Raw genomic sequence first — 19,596 nt, forward strand, 5'->3', positions numbered from 1 at the left:
CCGTCTCCGGGCTCTTGCTCTCACAACCCGTACCGATTATGGGCACGGTGGGCCGTTACCCCACCGTCAACCTAATCGGCCGCAGCCGCATCCTGTGGCGCATAACGCATTTCCAACTCCCCATATTCCAATAGGGGAGCGTTACCCAGAATTGTCCTCAGTTTCCCGAGGTTATTCTGGTCCACAGGGTAGCTTGGCCACGTGTTACTGAGCTTTTCGCCACGGGTCTAAACCCGTGCAACTAGCATGGCTAAATCGGACTCCGATAGCAATGGCCTCCGGCAGGATCAACCGGAATGTTGCCGGGGAAAAACCCCGGCAGGCCAGAGAGAGTCACTCTGGTTGGCGGGTATCGGTAGGCCACAACGAACGTGACCGACCGGATATCACCAAACCATCAAGGCTAACATCAGATCCCATCTGTACGGCGGACCGCAGGGGTGGAATCCTCATTTCCTTCGGACCCATTAGTAGGCAACGAAAGGGGTTAAACCCTTCGAAGGGGTCCGGCCCCGATGGTCGGTCCATCGGGAAACCGATGCCGAAAGTATCTCCGTGTCAGAATGACACAGAACGCCGGCGATCGGGGTGACGGCGCGACACTGAGGTCGCCCGTCGAACACATTAATCCCGAATCGTCGGTTGTACATAAGGGCATCGAACCGAACTCCGGCTCGATGTCGGCCCGTGCCACGGCGGCAGGACCTCCGGCGATCGGAAGGCGGAGCGACACCAAAGTCGCCCACCGAACACATTATACCGGAATCGCCAGGTCGTACATAAGGGCATCGAACCAAACTCCAGTTCGATGTCGGCATCGTACATCAGTGGCGCCAGTCACCTGGGCCACCTCATCTTCACATCACATTCGAAGCCAGGGTTCCGTATAAGGCCGTCGAACCGAACCCACATCGTGACGGTGTTTCATGGCAGGAAGGCGGCGGGATCGACACACTCTTGAGCGCTCGGAGGGGCGCCGAAATGACGTTTCAATACCGGTTCAGCGGACCCTTCAAGCGCCACGAAAAACAGCAGTTGGACCCAGCTGCCTGGCTAGTGGTTCAGTTGTCCTAGAACGAACTGTTGCGCGGTCGGAGGGCGGCCGGTCATCCCGCGTTCGTACGCTCGGTCGGGCCGAGTTGAAACCGCGCAGGTGTCCCTATCGGACGGCGAGTGGGTAATCGTTTCGAGTGGTCAGACCTCTTCGAGGTGTTCGATCCCCTGTTTGGAGACGTTTCCTTTCGTGATTTCTTCGGGCATCCAATCCGGCGAATCCTCAGGCGCACTCTCGTCCCAGGCCCAGGCTTCGTAGATGTGTACTTTGTCGGTCCCTTTTTCGCGAAGGCGGATTTCCGTGCGTGGGGCAGACGATTCCGAATCGCCCGCGTCAGAAAGTCGTCTGGCCGCCTTTTTGGCTGCTTGACGTGGTGTATTCCCGCTGAACACACTCGGTTCTGAGCCGTCACTCTCACGAAGCGCGAAGTTCCGCTTGCCGTCCTCTCGTACCATGATTATGTCCCATGCGAACCCAACACAAGAATGTGGTATAAATATACCGGCCAAAACGGCCCGAATCGGCGGCCAGTCGCCGGGTTATTGAACTGACCCGCCGGGGCAAAGCCACGATCCGATTGGAAACGGACTCGGAAGAACTTAAGTATCCGCTGCGGCCAAGGGCACCTAAGACCCCTCGATGGTTCGAAAGAAGACGCTCAGCCCGTCAGGAGCAAAAGGCGAGGATGAAGCGTACCACAATGCACACGTGAACCTCCACGAGGACGAACTGGCCGTCGCCGGGCTCGAAATCGGCGACGAAGTCTTCGTGCGGGTGCGCGAGGACAAGATTATCATTCAGAAAGCCGACCCTGAGGACGTGGAACACGACTTCTGATCGGCATGTACGGTTCCCTCCGTCAGCTCCTATTCAGGCTCCCACCTGAGACTGCCCACGAAGTCGTCGTAACATCGCTTAGAGCCGGCCAACGGGAACCGTTCCTCTCTCTGCTCGAAAGCCGCCTGCAAGTTAGGGATCCACGACTGCAGACGACAGTCTTCGACACGGAATTCCCGAATCCAGTTGGTGTTGCCGCGGGCTTCGATAAAAACGCCCGCATCCCACGCATTCTGGGGACGCTGGGCTTTGGGCACATCGAAATCGGGGCCATCACCGCGGAGGGACAGCCCGGGAATCCTCGTCCCAGGCTCTTTCGACTCCCGGAGGACAAAGCGATCATCAACCGAATGGGATTCAATAACGCGGGCGCGGACGTGGTGGCCGATCGGTTGGCAACCACCGACCCCGCGGTCCCAATCGGGGCCAACATCGGGAAAACGAAAACCACGCCCCTGGAAGACGCCCCCGCGGATTACCTGTACAGCTACGAACAAGTCGCGTCTGACGCTGATTTCTTCGTGGTCAACGTCTCCAGCCCGAACACGCCAGGGCTCCGCGAACTCCAGGACCGCGAGCCCCTCGAAGCGATACTGAGTACCCTCTCGGATGCGGGTGCACACCCTCTACTCGTCAAACTCTCACCGGACCTCCACAAGGAGGCCATCGCCGACGTCGTGGAGTTGGCAGAGACAGTCGGCCTCGATGGGATCGTGGCGACGAACACCACCATCAGACGGCCCGACAGCCTCGCGGGAGACAATGCCAGTGAAACCGGTGGCCTCTCCGGTAAGCCGATCGCCGATCGGGCGACTCAAACAGTCCGGTTCGTCGCAAAGCGAACGGACTTGCCGGTCGTCGGTGTCGGCGGGATCTTCACAGCGGCGGACGCGTACGAAAAGATCAGAGCGGGCGCCGATCTGGTGCAACTCTACACGGGCTTTATTTACCAGGGCCCCACCGTCGCCAGGGATATCAACAACGGCCTGCTCGACCTGCTCGAGGCCGACGGCTTCGACTCGGTTGGGGCTGCCGTGGGCGCAGACCTCGATTGAGTTATCGGAGTCCGTCGAGATCGAATTCGAACCCGGCCGCCGGCACTTCCAGATCGTGTTCGACGAGCACGGCAGGATGGAGTTCGCCGATGACACCGACTTCACGTCCGTCGAGAACCACCTTTGCGACCCGGCCATCGATGAAGGTCGGATGGGTCGTTGCCGGGGTTTCGAGTGACGTGCCGAAGTTGTCCGCGAGCACCTGCAATCGCCCCTTCGCGCTCTCATAGGACGCCTCAGGACCAGCCAGGGCGGCCGTGACAGAGCGCCCCTCAGCCACGTTCGTCACCGTCGACTCGTCGACCTCCGCGACAAACCCGATCTCCGAGAGATGCTGAGGATAGGACCGATGGGTGTTGTTTTCGAGGACCTGCATAAGCGACGGCAGGGCCCACGTCCGCAGGACGGTGAAGTCCTCGCTGTAGGATTCGATGAGTTCGGGCGGTTCGCCGGCCCCATAGGCGGACTCCTCCGGGTCAAGGGTCATTCGGTCGAACAGTTCGGCGGGGCTGGTCAGATTGAAATTGAGGAGGTCCTCGAACCCCAGTCCGACCAGCAGGTCACGGACCGCCTCTTCGTGCCGAGACGCTTCTGTCCGTGCCCCAACCGTGCTCACGTCCGGGTAGCGGGGCACGAGTTGATTGAAGCCGTAGGCCCGCCCGATGTCGTCGACCAGATCGACCGGGTGGAGCACATCGACCCGGTAGGGCGGAATCCGGACCTCGTAGATCCCAGTTGAATCGTCGGTCTGGTCCTCCTCGGCTTCGAGGCCAGCCCGGTCCAGCAGGTCCCGAAGTTCCGCCGGGTCGAGATCAAGCCCGAGCGTGTCTTCGACGCGTTCATGGGTAAGGGTCTTCGTCGAAATCGAGAGGTCCGGGCGAACCAGGTCCCGGTCAGGATACGAAACCCTCACCGATTCGGCTTGCCCACCACGCGCGTCCAACGCGTACACCATGATTGCGAGCATCTTGTCGATGGTCCACTGGTCGGTCCCCGTCATCTCGATAAACAGGTCTCGTGACTCGACAGAAACCTCCGTCCGCTTGCCGTTGATCACCGGTGGGAAGCTGAACAAACCGATTTCGTCGTAGATGGCCGGATACCGATCGTATTCGGAAACCCGTTCGGCGTACTCCCGACCGGTCGGATGCTCGGTGAGCACAGCAGCGGGAGTCATCGCCTCGTCACTATCGAGTGGGACGAATTGGTCGCCGTCCGGATCCACGCCGACGTAGCGAATGGATTTACCACCCTCTGATTCGGGACCGGAGCCCTTCAACATCGTCAGATCGTGGACTCCGATTGCCCCCTTCGCCCGTTTGCGCCCCATCGTGGCATGGAGCTTCTCCTGTAGTTGAATGATGGCGTCAAGGTCCGTTTGGTCCAGATCCAGGCCCCGCACGATCGCCCCTGTGACATAGGGCCGCTCCTCGGAGACACTTTCTTCGACCTCGATCGTCCAGTCCGGGCTGTTCGTATCGGGCACATGGATCCCCATGAGATCGCCGTAGTGGTGGCCCAGCGACCGGGCGATGCCCGTGATAGAGAGCCGATCAAGCCGGTCGGCCTCGAACTCCAGACGCATCTTCCCCTCCTCGGTCTCGCCCTCGTACTCGATCCCCAGCGCGAACAGGTCGTCTTTGAGTTCGTCGACGCTTTTCTCCCCGTGGCCGGTCAGCTCCCGGAGTTCGTCCGGGTCAACAGCAACGACCGGCATCAGTACTCCACCTCCACGCCACGGAGGAATTCAAGATCAGCCAGCGTCCCGTGGACGTCCCGGATGTCTTCGAAGCCGGTTATGAGCATGAGCAGGCGTTCCAGGGCCAACCCCCAAGCCATGACATCGCCCTCGACACCGAGTGGGTCCAACATTTCGGGGCGGAAGATCCCGCTGTTGCCGATCTCGATGAGTTCGTCTGTTTTTGGGTGCCGACCGAACAACTCGAAACTCGGCTCGGTGTAGGGGTTGTAGGTCGGTTTGAATCGGAGGTCGGTGATGCCAAAGTGGCTGTAGAACTCCGTGAACGTTCCCATCAGGTCCCGCACCGTGAGGTCCTCGCCCATCACCCACCCCTCGATCTGGAAGAACTCCAGCAGGTGAGTCGCATCCAGGGTGTCGTTCCGGTAGGCTTTCTCCACGCTGAAGAACCGTTGGGGCGGTTCGAGTTCCCCGGCCTGTTCGCCGGAAAGATATCGCGCGGAAAGCGAGGTGGTATGCCCTCGAAGGGCAAGTTCGGCAGCGAACTCCCGGTTCCATGGGGAATGATAGCCATCACCATTCTCGCCGACACCCTCCCTGTGAGCCCGTTCGACCCGTTCGACGAGATCTTCGGGCAGTTCATCGATCTTGCTCGGCGATTCGAGCGCAAAGCGGTCCCAGTGTGTTCGCGCGGGATGGTCCTGGGGCATGAACAGACAGTCGTTGATCCAGAAATCAGCGTCGACATGGGGGCCCTCCATCTCATCGAACCCCATCCCAACCAGGACCTCCTTGACCCGCTTGGCTGCCTGGCGAAGGATATGGCGTTTGCCCGGGGTGGGGGCATCGGCGTCGGCTTCGACGTTGTAGTCCGCAAACGACACGTCCGTCCAGTCGCCTGAACTGAGATGCTCGGGGGTCAAGCGATCCACTCGTTCGGTGGCCTCGACGCCAGCCATGAGTTCGGTGACACCGGCGTCGGTCAGTGTCACGGCCCGTTTGGTTCGCTCGGTGGTCTCGACGAGGTTGCGCGACTCCAAGGAGTCACGGACCGCCTCGTCGATCGGTTCGCCGCCGGCGACAGCCTGGAGCGCCTGGGCTTCGACGTCTTCGACTGGGGCTGCCTCGGAGTCTGCAGTGAGTTCACCGGAGTCGATTTCGCCGTAGCCCTTTCGGGCGAAGTTCGAAAGCGCGATATCAACCGCTTCGCCGTCGAGGTTTGCGGCACCGAGCACCTCGCCCATCGAGACAGGGTGCTCGTCGGCCCTGGCTTCGAGTGCCGCTTGATAGAGACGGACCTCCGGAAGGCCGCCCTGGGCGTACCGCCGTCCTTCCTCGGTCAGCGAAACGTCCGTGTCGGCCGATTCGGTCACCGAAAGCAGTCCCTCCGCCTCGAGGGCAAACGCCGCCCCGGTGACCGTTTCGGGTTTCTCCGAGAGCTGTGCGGCGAGTTCGTCGATGTCTTCAGGTTCGTCGGCGCTCGCTGCTTCGAGCACCGCGACCTGGGTTTTGGGGAGTTTCATCGTCTGGAATCTGTCATCGTGTCTTCGGGACGAGCGTTTTCAGGCCCCGAAAAAGAAGCCGAACCCAGCGGGAAGGGGCTCATCGCCGGCTCGCTGCGATCCGCTTGTGGATTCGGCAAGCATGGGTACGAGTGCCACGAGGACGGCTAAAAACGTTGCGAAGCCGGCTTTCCGGCTCAGATCCGATCAGGGTTGATCGCCACGTCCAGGTCCTCGAGGACGGGGCGAAGTTCCTCACGGCGCTCCTGATGGGTTTCGAGGAAGGACTCCATCTCCTCGGCGGCTTCGTTCTTGCAGCCGCCACAGAGCCGTTCCCCGCCCGCACACTCAGCATACACCCGTTCGGCGTACTCGTCGTCGTCTCCCGCGAGCAGGTAGGCGTAGAGCTCGTACACCGGACACTTGTCCGGTTCGCCACCGAGTTCCCGCTGTTCCGCTGCGGTTTCGCGGCCGCCAGTGGTCGCCTCCCGAACCTTATCAGCCCCCTCGGAGGGCTCGTCGAGGAGGCTGATGTGACTTGCCGGGATCGAGGAGGACATTTTGCCACCGGTGAGCCCGGTCATGAAACGGTGGTAGATCGAGGATGGTTGGATGAAGCCGTGACCCCCATGATCTACCTCGACCTGCCGGGCGAGTTCTTCAGCGTTCGCCAATTCCATGTCGAAGGCGTCGACGTGTTCGTCGTAGACCCGTTTTTCCCCCTCGACGGCTTCGATGAGGGCTTCGAACGCTGCCGCGGTTGCGTTCCGGTCGAGGAACCGGACTCGTGGGCGGAGCGGTTCCTCTCCGGCCGCTCGCAGTTTCTCGATAGCCCCCTCGATGGCCGCTCCGTCTCCAGCGGTTTCGAGCCAGTCGGCTGCCTCGGCACACCGAACCGTCTCGTTTCCAGCCAGGGCCTCGTAGGCACGCTCGAGTTGTGTGCGCTCCTCGGGTTTGGCCTCGAAACTGGCGTAGGCCGTCGTCACGCCGAAATAGCGCATTCTGGACGCCAGATCGCGGGCAAGTCGCATATGCGGGTCCTGGTCCGGTCCGACCGGGATGACCGTGGGTTTTGGCTCCTCGAGTTGGGGATAGAGGATGTCCGCCACCTGGGTGACGACACTCTGCATGTGTGAGACGTCGGTCCCGCCCTCAAAGCCGTAAATCGCACCGAGCTCGGAGAAGTTGGCTTCGATACCCAACTCGAAGGCCAGGTCCTGAACCTCGCGGTGTTCGGACTGACGGTAGAGGGTTCCGTCATCCGGATCGAAGCCAAAGGCCAGAAGCGAGAGGAGGTAGTCCTCTGCGTGCTCGTCGATCTCGTCCCACGAGAGCCCCCGAGCGCTGTGAGCCTCCAGATCTGCGATGAGCGCGTAGGTATCACCGCCCTGCTCCTGGTGCCAGATGAGTTCGTCAAAAACCAATTTGTGACCGATATGCGGGTCGCCGGTCGGCATGAACCCGGAGAGCGCGGCGAAGGGTTCATCGGCCCGCATGGCATCGACGACGCGGCCATAGTCCCGATGGCCGAAGATGATGGCCCGCCGCATCAGGTAATGGGGCGAGGGAACGTCGGGAAGCATCGTCTCGAAGGCCTCGATGCCAAACTCCTCGAAGAGCGAGCGATAATTCGCGATGGTCGAGGAACCCCACGGATCGAGCGCCACCGAATCGGCGCCGTCGGCCGCCGGGTCCTCGGGAGGTGTATCGTCAGTCATGGATTAGGGCGTCAGGCGGCCAACCGCCAGCCACCGTGTCTGTTCTCCGTTCGCCCCGTTGAGGGCAAAAACCATTCGTTTCCTGACCCCCTGGGCCATCCGGACGTCAAGGGCCAGGTCCCGCGGCCCGAACACGTGGTCCGGGGGCCGAACACGCACGAGAAACTCAGAATGCCCGAGTTCAGAAGCCGATTCCACGGCCCGGTAGACCCTGAAATCAGCACCGAACTTGAATCCCGTTCGAGGGACTGCGGCGCGGTCTCGGAGCGTCCGATAGATGCGAAGGCGGCGGTCGAACCGTTCGCCCTCGACGGTTCGGCCCCGCTCCAACAGCCGTTCGAAACCATCCCCCGATTCGAGTTGCAAAATTCCCCGTGCCGCAAGGTCCGCGGCTTCGAGCAGGGAGAGATGGAGGACCTCGTGGGTGGCGCCCCGGCCTGCGAGTGGCTGTCCGTAAAAGCCGTCCTCGTGCAGGCTTTCCGGGGGATTCCAAACAAGAACGCGATCATCAAGGAGGGTCCCCATTGCGGCCTCGTCTGGGTCGAACTCGGTCTCGCCCCTCGGATCAAAGCCGGAGACCTCCAAATAGGTGAGATCACCCTCTTCGTCGACGACAGCGAGCACCCCCGATGTAAGGGACGCGGCCCTGATTTCGGCCCGTTCCCCCACGACAGTTACTCGATAGGCGATTTCCCCATCTCTCGGGCCTTTTCCCCGTGGATAGACCACGAAGTCGATTGCCGCAAACTCGTCGGAATCGCGTTCAGTTTGAACCCACCCCGCTCGAGCGGGCGAGAGATAGAAGCCCCGATCCCGCAGATCGACGTACACCAGAAACCGGGGGCCAAAGCCGGGCTCCCTGGTTGTCAGAAACTCCTGAAAGCCCTGACCCGAAACGGTGTCGAGGTCCCCCCGGTAGAGAAGGTGGGCAGCTTCAACAGGTGCAAGGGCGATTCGATCGCCCTCGAGTGGGCGGCCGTAGCCACGCGAGTCGTGGAAGCGCTGACGGGCGTCCCCACCGACGTGAATTTCGCCGTCGCGCAGCACAGCGTCCATATTGGGTGGTCGGCCGGGGCCCGCATCAATGTGACTCTCGGCGACTCGCTACTCGATTGTCCCAGTCGAGCACTCGGGATCGAGACAGCGACCCCCGTGAGCGGTCTCGAACCAGGGGAGTCCACACGCACAGGTCCCGTCGACGGTCCCGTTCGGAATCGGATAGTGTGTCTCACAGTCCGGACACTGGGCCCCGAGAGTCCGGTTCCGGGCGATGTCCAGATCCGTCCCACAGGTTGGACACGCCCACGCCCCGTCGAAGGCCGACTCGACTGCCGCGTCGATTGGCTCACACTCCCGATCCAGACAAACCTCCAGATCGGTGCCGCGGGTGACTGATATCGTGGGCAAGCCGCAGTGCTCACAAGTTGAATCGGTGACTGTGGCATCACGGGGGAGCGCATAGCTGGTCTTACAGCCGAGACACGTGACTTCGCCGGCAGACCGAACCATCGACTCCCCACAGGACGGGCAGGTTCCCACATGAGGTCCGGCAGTAGTCACTGGAAATTCGGCGACAGCGGGGTCCGTTCCGGAAACCAGGAGCCGTTCGTCACCCGTCGTCGCTCGGAGATCGAAGGATTCCTCCGACATTGAGAGTTGGACCGAGTCCGCTCTGGTGAGCCATCCTGCTGGCCGATACCCCTCGGCATCGTGCACGAGAACCGTGTTGTCCGGTTTAACGAGGACGACGACGCTACCCTCCGTTTCCGTGTGTTCGTCTGCTTCGTGGCGAACGGTACAGCGACCTGCGATCACGCGAATCGTGTCCTGCATGGGCCACTCTGGCCCGACCTTCGGATAAAAACCTCAGCGATTACCGCACGGAGACCGTCCGGGTTTCCCGATGTGGCCGGAGTGGCAGATCGGGGAAGGTAACTTCGATCGCGTAGGTGAGTTCCTCGTCATCGGCTCCGAAAACGCCCACCGGCACTGTCTCCGCATCGGCAACGTAGCGAACTGACCGAGTCATTTCCACCCCGTTGACCGTGACCCTGATTCCGAGTCGAGCCCCACTACCGCCCGTACTCAGACGCACCTCCTGCATGTCGTTTTCCCCGGCCTGGACCGACTCCGGAAACGCCCCCCAATCGATTCGTATCCGCGGGAGTTGTTTGGCCTGACCCAGGACGTTGCTGGCGACTTCCTCGCCCAACCCGGCGTCGACCAATCCTGAGACCCCGGCGTCGACAACCGCGCCCGGCCTGCAAATCCCCGCTTGGGACAACCGCTGTCCGCGACCGGCACCAATCCCGGAGATCGCGGTCAGCCCAACCGCCTCCGGTGGGACCCCGGTCTCGACCCGCGCCTCGATTCGGCGACAGAGGTTCGCGCCGGCCGGTCGATCGAAACGGTCGAAGAAGGCACGCACGGCCGCGAGCAAGCGGAGGGCGTTCTGCTTGATGACCCAAGCGTCCGAGCGGAGTTCGGGGGGTAACTCCCCGCCCATGCTCGCTTCGAGGATCGCGAGAATTTTCCGGGCTCCCTGGTCGAGCGACCCCGTATCGCGGCCGAGAACCGCCTCGATCGCATCCCGCTCGTCGCCGCGAGCGCTCACACTGTCGAACTCCTCGCCCTGGGCCACAGCGCCAAGAATCGCTTCCGCCGCTGGTTCGGTATCGACGAGGCCACGAAACCGTTCTGCAGTCTGCAATCGGAGGTAGTATCGAGAGGCTAACTGGCCCATCAGGGTCGCTGAGAGACCCAATTCGCCTTCGGTTTCGACAAAACCCCGCTCAAGGAGGTCATCGAGCACCCTTCGGACACGTTCGCGGACGTCGTCGTAGGCGTCCTCCCCAGGGGCGTAGTTGGCCCGTTGGAAGTAAAACGTCGTTTCGAGCCAGTCCAGAACGTCTTCCAGCCCGGTGATCGTCCCCAGCGCGATCTCCGCGTTGACGTGTTCGGGGAGGTTGTCCGCCAGTCGGGACTCGATCTCCTTCCCGTCCCGAAGGAGCTGCCGATACTTGTCGGCCTCGACCCTATCAGCGATCACCCAGCCATAGCCCACGTCGTCGTATCCCGGCCGGCCGGCCCGGCCCAACATCTGGAGGATGTCGAGCGGGCTCATGTCAACCTCGCCTTCCAGCGGGTCGTGGAGTTTCGTGTCTCGAATCACCACGCACCGCGCCGGGAGATTGACCCCCCAGGCGAGCGTCGAGGTGGAAAACAGGAGATCGATTCGCCCCTCGCGGAACCATTCCTCGACGTGGTCCTTGTCGTTTTTCGAAAGACCCGCGTGGTGGAAGGCCACCCCGTCGAGCACGGACTGACGCAGCGTATCGTTGTCGAGGACCTGCGTGCGCGAATGGAAGTCATAATCGCCTCGGTCCCCGACCGGAATGTCCCGTTGCGCGATTTCGTCCCGTGCCTTTTCAGCGGCCTTGACGGTGTCCTGTCGCGAGGAGACGAAGACCAGCGCCTGGCCGTCCTCGTCGAGATGCGGTTCGGCCAGATCGAGCGCCGTGTAGAGCCGCCGATACTTGTCGGCGAAGGCATTGTCGCCGTGGGTATAGGTTTCAACCCCGGCATGGAGATCAACCGGTCGATACCGGGGGCCAAAGTCGAAGGTCATCTCCTCGGGAGCGTCCAGCCAGGCGGCGACTTCCTCGATGTTTTGCATCGTCGCCGAAAGGGCGACGAATCTGGGGTCGACGAGGCGTCGAAGGCGGGCAACAACGACTTCCAGAACGCTCCCTCTGGAGCGCGAATCGAGCAGGTGCACCTCATCGATCACGACGACATCCACGTCCGTGACGAAGGCGTATCGGGGCGTCTCGTGTTTGCGAGTCGCGGAATCGACCTTCTCCGGCGTCATCACAAGCACATCGGCTCGCTCCGCTCGGCGGGGGTTGAGGTCCCGCTCACCGGTCACGACGTACACGGAATAGCCCAGTTGCTCGATCCGCTCCCACTCGCTTTCCTTTTCGTTCGTGAGGGCCCGCATCGGCGCGATGAAGAGTGCGGTCCCTCCATCCGCGATGGTCTTGGTGATGGCGAGTTCGGCCAGCGCCGTCTTCCCGCTTCCCGTGGGCGCGCTGATTACGACGTTGTCCTCGTGCTCCAGAACTGCCGGGAGGGCCGTCCGCTGCATCTCGTTGAAGGCATCGAAGGAAAACACGTCGGCGAATTCTGGGACTACTTCGGCGACCTCCATCTGGAACGTGGGACGGGCGGTCGGCGCATAGGCGTTTCGTCCGCGATGACAGAAGGGAACCGCTCAAAAGGCCCCCACCGGTAATGCCTCGGTAATGGCACGAGATGTGGAGGCGACACAGACGGAAGTTGCGATCGTCGGGGCCGGTACCGGAGGCTACGTTGCCGCGATCCGGGCCGCCCAACTCGATTTCGACGTGACACTCGTCGAGGCTGGCGAATTCGGGGGAACGTGTCTGAACTTTGGGTGTATTCCCTCAAAGGCACTCATCCATGCCACGAACGTGGCTTACGAGGCCGACGACGCCGAGGAAATGGGCGTCTATGCCGACCCCGACGTCGACTTCGGCGAGATGGTCGACTGGAAGGACGGGGTCGTCGACACGCTCACTGGCGCCGTCGAGAAACTCTGCAAGGCAAACCGCGTGAACATCGTCGAGGGCTGGGCCACGTTCGAAGACGAGCACTCGCTCACTGTCGATCTGGCAGACGAGGAGGGGACTGCAGCCTTCGAGTTCGATCACGCGATCGTGGCGACCGGTTCGCGACCCATCGAAATCCCAGGCTTCGAGTTCGACGGTGAGCACATCCTGTCGTCCCGACACGCCCTGGACCTCACGGAGCTTCCAGAAGAACTGGTGGTCGTCGGGGCCGGCTACATCGGGATGGAACTCTCGATGATCTTTGCCAAGTTGGGGGTCGACGTGACCGTCATCGAGATGCTCGAGGAACTGTTGCCCGGATACGATCGGGACCTTACCCAACCCGTCGAGAAACGAGCCGCCGATCTCGACATCAAGTTCCAGTTCGGTGAGGCCGCAAACGACTGGTGGGAGACCGAGACCGGACTGGTCCTCGAAACCGAAACGAAAGACGGCGAGAACTTCGAGTATGCAGCAGACAGAGCGATTGTGGCCGTTGGCCGAGAGCCGGTCACCGATTCGGCGAACATCGATGCACTTGGCATCGATCTCGACGAAAACGGCTTCGTGGCGACCGACCACCAGGGCCGCACCACTCAGGACCACGTCTTCGCGATCGGTGACGTGGCTGGCGAACCGCTTCTGGCCCACGCCGGGAGCGCCGAGGGACTGGTCGCCGCAGACGCGATCGCAGGTGGAGATGCGTCGATGGCCGAGAAAGCTGTCCCGGCGGCCGTCTTTACCGACCCGGAGATCGCGATGGTGGGCAAATCCGATGCAGAAGCCGAGGACGCGGGCTTCGAGACGATAATCGGAGAGTTCCCCTTCCGTTCCAGCGGCCGAGCGTTGAGTACCGGCCATGATGAGGGATTCCTGCGAATCATCGGCGATGCGCAGACCGGGACGGTGCTCGGAGCCCGGATCGTGGGCCCGGAAGCCTCGGAACTGATCGCCGAACTCGGGTTGGCCGTCGAGACTGGCGCGACCGTCGAAGATGTGGCGGAGACGATTCATACCCATCCCACACTCGGTGAAGGCACGATGGAGGCCGCGGAGAACGCGCTCGGGCAGGCGATTCACACACTGAATCGGTAAAGCGATCACCCGACGACCGACCGCCCCGATGACCTTTTCCCATGGGGTGTTGTATCCCGGACCATGACCACCGTGACACTGGGACCCGAAGGGACCTACTCCCATCGCGCTGCGACCGCTGTCGCGGAGGGCGAGATCGCCTTCCGGGAGTCGGTCCACGGGATCGTGAGCGGAGTCGCCTCCGGAACGTTCGCACAGGGAGTCGTGCCGATCGAGAACAGTATCGAGGGGTCGGTGACCGAAAGTTTGGACGCGCTCGCAGACGCCGACGTGGCGGTCACTCGCGAAATCGTGACGCCGATCAAACACGCGTTACTGGCCCAGGAAGCGGACTTCGAGGTCGTCGCGAGTCACTCACAGGCCCTCGCCCAGTGCCGGAGTTTCCTCCTCAAGGAGTATTCCGAGGTCGACCTCGAAGCGGTAGCCTCGACCGCCAAGGGCGTCAAACGGGCCCGCCAGGATGCCTCTATCGCCGGAATTGGACATCCCGACAACGCGGGCGAGGAGCTGTCGGTGCTCGCCGAGGACATACAGGACCGGACCTCGAACGCGACCCGGTTTTTTGCAATCGCCGGTCCGGATACCAGGACCGAATCGGGCGGGAAGACATCACTCATCGTCTATCCGAACACCAACTACCCCGGTCTCCTCCTCGAACTTCTCGAACCATTTGCCGACCGGGATATCAACCTCTCGCGCCTCGAGTCCAGGCCCAGTGGTGAGCGACTTGGAGACTACGTCTTCCACATCGACCTCGAAGCAGGATTGTACGAGGAGCGAACCCAGGCCGCGATTGCCGACATTGAGACCGTCGCCGAGAACGGGTGGATTAAGCGCATGGGGTCCTACGACGTTGAACACGTCGTTTGACGGGGGAACATCTTTTTGTCCTTCGCGTTCCAATACAATACTGCATGACACGAAAGAAAAACCCCTTCGAGGAGATCGAACGCATGCTTGAGAAAATGAGCAAGCAGTTCCAGGAATCCGACCAGTTGCGTGGCATCGAGTCGGCCCTGCCCGGGCGGCTCAACGTCGACCTTGGGGAGTTCGAGGATGCTTTCGAGGTCACGGCGGACCTACCGGGCTTTGACAGCGAGAACATCGAGGTCGAAATCATCGACGACCAGTTGCGGATCCGGGCCGATCGAGAAACGGAAACGGAAGCCGAAGCCGAATCTCCGGATCGGTACATCCGGCGTGAGCGAAAACAGCGGTCCATCGACCGACGGGTGTCCCTACCCGAACCGGTCGCGGAGGAGGACGTCGAAGCGACGTTCACCAACGGGGTCCTGACGGTCTGTCTCCCAAAGTCAAACGAAAGTGAGGAGACAACCCAGATTGACATCGAGTGAATGCGCTGAAACGCGAAGATTGCCAAGGGTAACTACCCTGGGGTGACCGTTTCGGCGAATCCGCTGTCACAAGTCCTTTTATTGCCGCCACGCGACCCAGTGGTATGGACTATACCCCCCGGGACATCGAGCACAAGTGGCAGGAGCGTTGGGCGGAGCGTGGCCGGTACGAAGCCGACCCGGACGACGAGGACGCGACCTTCGTCACCGTCCCGTATCCCTACCCCAGTGGTGGGATGCACATCGGTCACGCCCGCACGTACACAGTCCCGGACGTGTACGCTCGGTATCGTCGCCTCCAGGGTGACAATGTGCTCTTTCCCCTCGGGTGGCACGTCACCGGGACGCCGATCGTCGGGGCCGTAAACCGACTCCAGAAAGGGGAAGAAGAACAGCTCTCGGTCCTGCGAGACACCTATGGGGTCCCGGAGGACGAACTCGAATCACTCGAGACCCCGATGGGCTACGCCCGCTACTTCATCGAGAACCACTACAAGAAGAACATGCAGTCACTGGGGCTCTCGATCGACTGGCGCCGGGAGTTCACCACGAACGACGACCGCTATTCGAAGTTCATCACCTGGCAGTATCAAACCCTGCGAGATCGGGGCCGCCTGGAGAAGGGGCTCCATCCCGTGAAGTACTGCACCGAGGAGGAAAATCCGGTCACGACTCACGACATCCTGGAGGGTGAGGAGGCCGAATTTCAGGAGTATACGCTCATCAAGTTCGACCACGAGGGGAGGACGATTCCGATGGCAACGCTGCGGCCCGAGACGGTCCGCGGGGTTACGAACGCCTTCATTCTTCCAGACGGCGAGTACGTCGAGGCGACCGTCGACGGCGAGGACTGGATCGTCTCGAGGGCGGCCGTCGAGAAACTCGAACTCCAGCACCGTGGGGTGACGGTCAATCGGAAGATCGACGGCAAAACGCTCGTCGGCGAGACGGTCACCAACCCCGTCACCGAGGAATCGGTACGCATCCTCCCAGCCACCTTCGTGGACCCGGAGAACGCCACCGGTGTCGTGATGTCCGTCCCAGGACATAGCCCAGACGACTGGGTGGCTCTGGAAGAGGCCAAAGCCGACACCGATCGACTCGAATCGTACGGGATCGATCCCGAGACCGTCCAGGAAATCGAGCCTCAGTCGATCATCGATGTAGAGGGGTACGGCGAGTTTCCCGCGAAAGACGCCGTCGAGGCGTTCGAGATTAGGAACCAGGATGACCCGGCCCTCGAAGAGGCGACCCAGGAGGTTTACAACCGGGAATTCCACGCCGGGCAGTTGAAGGAGATGTACAACGAGTACGCCGGCGAGATCATCGAGGAGGTCCGCGAGGAACTGGACGAGCACTTCCAGTCCCAGGGCGCTTTCGATTCGATGCACGAGTTCTCCGAGGAGGTCGTCTGTCGCTGTGGCGGGGCTGTCGAGGTCGCCAAACAAGATACCTGGTTTTTGAGTTACAGCGACGAGGACTGGAAGGCCGAAACCCGCAAGATCGTCGACTCGATGGACGCGATTCCCGAGAACACCCGGGAGCAGTACTACCACACGATCGACTGGCTCAACGAGTGGCCCGCCATCCGGAACTACGGGCTGGGCACCCGGCTCCCGTGGGATGACGATTTCGTCATCGAACCGCTCTCGGACTCGACGATCTACATGGCCTACTACACGATCGCCCACCGTATCGAGGACGTCCCGGTCGACGCGCTCACACGGGACTTCTTCGACACGCTGTTTTACGGGGCGGAGGCCGTCGAAAACCCTGACGAGCGAGCACTCGAACTGCGCGAAGAGTGGGACTACTGGTACCCGGTCGACTACCGGTGCTCCGCGAACGACCTCATCTCCAATCACCTCTCCTTTTACCTGTTCCACCACGCAGAACTCTTCGAGGAGTCCCAGTGGCCCGAGGGAATCACGATCATGGGCATGGGCCTGCTCGAAGGCACGAAAATGTCCTCTTCGAAGGGCCATGTCGTCCTGCCAACCGAGGCGATCGAGGAGTACGGCGCGGATACGGTCCGATTTTTCCTGCTGAACTCCGCGGAGCCCTGGCAGGATTACGACTGGCGGGCCGAGGATGTCCAAGGTACCCGTGATCAGCTCTCGGGATTCTGGCGGCGCGCCCGTGCGGTGATTCAAACCGACATTCCGGACACCCAGCCTGACCTGGACCGTATCGACCGCTGGCTGCTCTCGAAGCTCCAGGGCATCATCCAGGACGTGACCGAGGCGATGGAGGGGTTCAGCACCCGTCACGCCAGCCAGGACGCCTTTTTCCAGCTTGAAGAGGTCCTGCGGTGGTACCGCAAACGAACCGACCTCGACCGGCCTGGTGCCCGTTGGACCAGGGCGGAAGTCCTGCGGACCCGGCTTCGTCTGTTGGCCCCGATTATCCCGTTCATGACCAACGAGCTCCATGAGCAGTTGGTCGGCAAGCCGGTCGAAGACACAAGCTGGCCGGAGCCCGATCTGGCCCTCCAGAACGACGTCATCGAAAACGAGGAGGAGTTCGTCGAGGGCGTGTACGACGACGTGCGGGATATCGTAGACGTGACGGGCACCGACCCCGAAACGATCCGGCTGTTCCTCGCGGCGGATTGGAAACACCAGGTCTTTGAGTCGGTCCTCGAAGTCGGTCCCGACCAGGGCGGGGCGATGAGGCAGGTCATGGAGGACCCGGAACTCCGCGAACGAGGTGAGGCGGTCAACGACCTGGTCGGCAGCCTGGTCGAAACCGTCCGCGAACGGTCCGGTGAGACACTCGATGCGATGGCGGAAATCAACGAATGGGCCCTGTACGAGGAGGCAGCCGCGTTCATCGAATCCGAGTACGATGCGACAGTCGAGGTCGTTTCCGAGACCGAGGTAGACGCGGAAAAAGCAGGTCAAGCTGAGCCGTTCCGTCCGGCAATTCTCCTCGAGTAGGGCGGTTTTGCCGTGGAATACCGCGTTTGTACCGTCGGATTACGTGTTTGTACCGTCGAAAGAGGCGTTTTTAGACGCCGAGAAGGTCGAATTCGGTACCGAACCCCTCCTCGATCGCGTGTTCGTAGACGACGTGTGCGGCGGCCACGTCCTGAATCGCGAGTCCAGTGCTGTCGAAAACGCTCACGCCTTCGATATCCTCGCGACCCCCTCTGTTTCCGGCAACAATTTCGCCGATCTCGCCGTAGATGTCATCGTCAGCGAGTGTCCCATCGTGGAATGGAACGTTGATCTCGCCCGAGTGGGTGCACTGCTCGTAGTCGTCGATGACGATTGACGCGTCGAGCAAGAGGCCGTCCGCCAGTTCCTGTTTGCCCTCGGCATCGGCCCCCATCGCGTTGATGTGGGTGTGCTCGCCGACGTCGTCGGGATCGACGATTGGCTCCCGAACCGGGGTGACCGTCGAGAGGACATCACAACTCGCAGCCTCGCTCACCGAGCCGCCACGAACGTCAAAGCGATCCTCGAAGTGGTCGATGAACGCCTCGATCTGCTCGTTATCGACGTCCGAGACGACGACCTCTTCGATATCTCGAACCGTCGCGACAGCTTCAAGTTGGGTGTAGGCCTGAATTCCTGCCCCAATAATCCCCATCGAGGAGGCGTCCTCGACGGCCAGATAATCCGTGGCGACGCCAGCAGCCGCGCCGGTGCGTTTCTGGGTGAGAATGGTCCCATCGATCAATGCGAGTGGATAGGCCGTCTCCGGATCGCTGTAAATGACGGTGCCCATCACCGTCGGAAGGTCGAACTTCTCTGGGTTGTCCGGGTGGACGTTGACCCACTTGAGCGCGGCCGCATCCCAGTCCTCGGTTTCGAGATACGCGGGCATCGAGCGGAAGTCACCGTTGTACTTCCGGAGATCGATGTAGGATTTGGCGGGCATCTGGGCGTTCCCCAGTTCGTAGGCCTGGAAAGCATCCTCCACGCCGTCGATGAGTTCGTCCATTGGCATCTCGCGATCAACCTGGTCGCTCGTCAAGAGGCGCGTCGTGCGCGCTGGCATACCCGGAAGTTGAACGAGGCCGTACTTATATGGACCAGAATTCGATACGCGGTCAATCTCTTGCCTCAATTATGCGTACCTGTCGGGATTAGGCCGCCACGACGGCCATATCGGACGTTTCGGGATGATTCCCTCGAGACCCCGCATGGTACGGAATAACATATTGAAAATGGCCCCATATGGCAGTATCCAGCACCCCCTGAAACTCGATTCCCCCAGTCGACGATTGCAGTGAATCTGCCAGCCTGAAACTAGAGACGAGGGTACGAACTGGGCTGTGCAACATGTCGCAAGCGGCCACCCGAGGGAGCGCCTGGATGAAGCAACAGCTAGCCAGCTACATGACAATAGCAACGCAGTCTCGTCTTGCAGCTGATTTTTGCTCGAAACGGAGCGACCGGGGAGAAATATCGGTTTCGAATGGTCAGTTGGGAACGGGGAGCAGTTCGTTCTGGGTCGCGGACCGTCTGGCCCGTTCGGCAGATCGGAGCGGTCTTCGACCGCTCAACTCGCGGACTTCGTCCGCTCGTTCGTTCGGAGAGACTCGCTTCGCTCGCCTCTCCCGGCTCACGGGCAAACCGCGCCCGCTCGCACATACGGAGACTCCCTTCGGTCGTCTCCCGGCTCACGGGCAAACCGCGCCCG

15 protein-coding genes and 1 rRNA gene are annotated in these 19,596 nt (G+C 61.6%); 6 read left to right on the plus strand and 10 right to left on the minus strand.

What is annotated here, in order from left to right; translation table 11 throughout:
• Both V5A26_RS09540 and V5A26_RS09545 read right to left on the minus strand, forming a co-directional pair.
• Nucleotides 1-298, minus strand: a 16S ribosomal RNA gene (locus tag V5A26_RS09540); the annotation flags it as partial.
• An 896-nt stretch (nucleotides 299-1,194) separates the two neighbouring features.
• Complete coding sequence (locus tag V5A26_RS09545) at nucleotides 1,195-1,509, minus strand: non-histone chromosomal MC1 family protein (RefSeq protein ID WP_332321801.1); 315 nt, start codon at nucleotides 1,507-1,509, stop codon at nucleotides 1,195-1,197.
• A 184-nt stretch (nucleotides 1,510-1,693) separates the two neighbouring features.
• On the opposite strand from V5A26_RS09545, the gene V5A26_RS09550 reads away from it, so the two are divergent.
• On the plus strand, nucleotides 1,694-1,891 hold the full coding sequence (locus tag V5A26_RS09550) for an AbrB/MazE/SpoVT family DNA-binding domain-containing protein (protein WP_332321800.1): 198 nt from the start codon (nucleotides 1,694-1,696) through the stop codon (nucleotides 1,889-1,891).
• 5 nt (nucleotides 1,892-1,896) lie between these two features.
• Nucleotides 1,897-2,946 carry a quinone-dependent dihydroorotate dehydrogenase gene (locus V5A26_RS09555; RefSeq protein ID WP_332321799.1) on the plus strand — a complete coding sequence of 350 codons (1,050 nt, stop codon included), beginning with the start codon at nucleotides 1,897-1,899 and terminating at the stop codon, nucleotides 2,944-2,946.
• A 1-nt stretch (nucleotide 2,947) separates the two neighbouring features.
• Here the strand turns inward: V5A26_RS09555 and pheT are convergent, their stop codons facing one another.
• The 6 genes from pheT to V5A26_RS09585 all read right to left on the minus strand — a co-directional run bounded on the left by pheT (nucleotide 2,948) and on the right by V5A26_RS09585 (nucleotide 12,075).
• Entirely contained in the window at nucleotides 2,948-4,663 is a 1,716-nt protein-coding gene (gene pheT, locus V5A26_RS09560; protein WP_332321798.1) for a phenylalanine--tRNA ligase subunit beta, read from the minus strand.
• Complete coding sequence (gene pheS, locus V5A26_RS09565) at nucleotides 4,663-6,168, minus strand: phenylalanine--tRNA ligase subunit alpha (protein ID WP_332321797.1); 1,506 nt, start codon at nucleotides 6,166-6,168, stop codon at nucleotides 4,663-4,665. The genes pheT and pheS overlap by 1 nt, the downstream gene beginning before the upstream one ends.
• Nucleotides 6,169-6,344: 176 nt before the next feature.
• A complete protein-coding gene (locus tag V5A26_RS09570; RefSeq protein WP_332321796.1) occupies nucleotides 6,345-7,865 on the minus strand; it encodes a tryptophan--tRNA ligase in 1,521 nt (506 codons plus the stop codon).
• 3 nt (nucleotides 7,866-7,868) lie between these two features.
• A complete protein-coding gene (gene endA / locus V5A26_RS09575) occupies nucleotides 7,869-8,921 on the minus strand; it encodes a tRNA-intron lyase (RefSeq protein ID WP_332321795.1) in 1,053 nt (350 codons plus the stop codon).
• Between the two features lie 48 nt (nucleotides 8,922-8,969).
• Entirely contained in the window at nucleotides 8,970-9,698 is a 729-nt protein-coding gene (locus V5A26_RS09580; protein ID WP_332322358.1) for a DUF91 domain-containing protein, read from the minus strand.
• Between the two features lie 40 nt (nucleotides 9,699-9,738).
• Entirely contained in the window at nucleotides 9,739-12,075 is a 2,337-nt protein-coding gene (locus V5A26_RS09585) for a DEAD/DEAH box helicase (RefSeq protein WP_332321793.1), read from the minus strand.
• 94 nt (nucleotides 12,076-12,169) lie between these two features.
• On the opposite strand from V5A26_RS09585, the gene lpdA reads away from it, so the two are divergent.
• From lpdA to leuS, 4 genes are all read left to right on the plus strand, one after another.
• Nucleotides 12,170-13,591 (plus strand): dihydrolipoyl dehydrogenase, encoded by a 1,422-nt coding sequence (gene lpdA / locus V5A26_RS09590; protein WP_332321792.1) that lies wholly within the window; start codon nucleotides 12,170-12,172, stop codon nucleotides 13,589-13,591.
• Between the two features lie 63 nt (nucleotides 13,592-13,654).
• Complete coding sequence (gene pheA / locus V5A26_RS09595; RefSeq protein WP_332321791.1) at nucleotides 13,655-14,461, plus strand: prephenate dehydratase; 807 nt, start codon at nucleotides 13,655-13,657, stop codon at nucleotides 14,459-14,461.
• 44 nt (nucleotides 14,462-14,505) lie between these two features.
• The gene (locus tag V5A26_RS09600) at nucleotides 14,506-14,946 is read left to right on the plus strand and encodes an Hsp20/alpha crystallin family protein (RefSeq protein WP_332321790.1); all 441 of its coding nucleotides are present in this window, start codon (nucleotides 14,506-14,508) and stop codon (nucleotides 14,944-14,946) included.
• Between the two features lie 104 nt (nucleotides 14,947-15,050).
• Nucleotides 15,051-17,885, plus strand: a complete 2,835-nt coding sequence (leuS, locus tag V5A26_RS09605; protein ID WP_332321789.1) for a leucine--tRNA ligase — start codon at nucleotides 15,051-15,053, stop codon at nucleotides 17,883-17,885.
• A 70-nt stretch (nucleotides 17,886-17,955) separates the two neighbouring features.
• Here leuS and V5A26_RS09610 read toward each other — a convergent pair whose 3' ends face one another.
• Nucleotides 17,956-18,951: an ornithine cyclodeaminase family protein gene (locus V5A26_RS09610; RefSeq protein ID WP_332321788.1), complete on the minus strand. Its 996-nt coding sequence runs from the start codon at nucleotides 18,949-18,951 to the stop codon at nucleotides 17,956-17,958.
• A gap of 424 nt (nucleotides 18,952-19,375) precedes the next feature.
• A complete protein-coding gene (locus tag V5A26_RS09615) occupies nucleotides 19,376-19,522 on the minus strand; it encodes a hypothetical protein (protein ID WP_332322359.1) in 147 nt (48 codons plus the stop codon).
• Between the last annotated feature and the right edge of the window lie 74 nt (nucleotides 19,523-19,596).

Origin of the sequence: Halodesulfurarchaeum sp., from assembly GCF_036626455.1 — an archaeon.
In the GTDB taxonomy this organism is placed as follows: Archaea; Halobacteriota; Halobacteria; order Halobacteriales; family Halobacteriaceae; genus Halodesulfurarchaeum.

Excerpts from the sequence above, each read along its gene's own strand:
- pheS (WP_332321797.1), bottom strand. The coding sequence starts at position 6,168 with ATGAAACTCCCCAAAACCCAGGTCGCGGTGCTCGAAGCAGCGAGCGCC.
- leuS (WP_332321789.1), top strand. The coding sequence starts at position 15,051 with ATGGACTATACCCCCCGGGACATCGAGCACAAGTGGCAGGAGCGTTGG.
- V5A26_RS09550 (WP_332321800.1), top strand. The coding sequence starts at position 1,694 with ATGGTTCGAAAGAAGACGCTCAGCCCGTCAGGAGCAAAAGGCGAGGAT.
- V5A26_RS09570 (WP_332321796.1), bottom strand. The coding sequence starts at position 7,865 with ATGACTGACGATACACCTCCCGAGGACCCGGCGGCCGACGGCGCCGAT.
- V5A26_RS09610 (WP_332321788.1), bottom strand. The coding sequence starts at position 18,951 with ATGCCAGCGCGCACGACGCGCCTCTTGACGAGCGACCAGGTTGATCGC.
- lpdA (WP_332321792.1), top strand. The coding sequence starts at position 12,170 with ATGGCACGAGATGTGGAGGCGACACAGACGGAAGTTGCGATCGTCGGG.
- pheA (WP_332321791.1), top strand. The coding sequence starts at position 13,655 with ATGACCACCGTGACACTGGGACCCGAAGGGACCTACTCCCATCGCGCT.
- V5A26_RS09555 (WP_332321799.1), top strand. The coding sequence starts at position 1,897 with ATGTACGGTTCCCTCCGTCAGCTCCTATTCAGGCTCCCACCTGAGACT.
- endA (WP_332321795.1), bottom strand. The coding sequence starts at position 8,921 with ATGGACGCTGTGCTGCGCGACGGCGAAATTCACGTCGGTGGGGACGCC.
- V5A26_RS09585 (WP_332321793.1), bottom strand. The coding sequence starts at position 12,075 with ATGGAGGTCGCCGAAGTAGTCCCAGAATTCGCCGACGTGTTTTCCTTC.
- V5A26_RS09600 (WP_332321790.1), top strand. The coding sequence starts at position 14,506 with ATGACACGAAAGAAAAACCCCTTCGAGGAGATCGAACGCATGCTTGAG.
- V5A26_RS09545 (WP_332321801.1), bottom strand. The coding sequence starts at position 1,509 with ATGGTACGAGAGGACGGCAAGCGGAACTTCGCGCTTCGTGAGAGTGAC.
- V5A26_RS09580 (WP_332322358.1), bottom strand. The coding sequence starts at position 9,698 with ATGCAGGACACGATTCGCGTGATCGCAGGTCGCTGTACCGTTCGCCAC.
- pheT (WP_332321798.1), bottom strand. The coding sequence starts at position 4,663 with ATGCCGGTCGTTGCTGTTGACCCGGACGAACTCCGGGAGCTGACCGGC.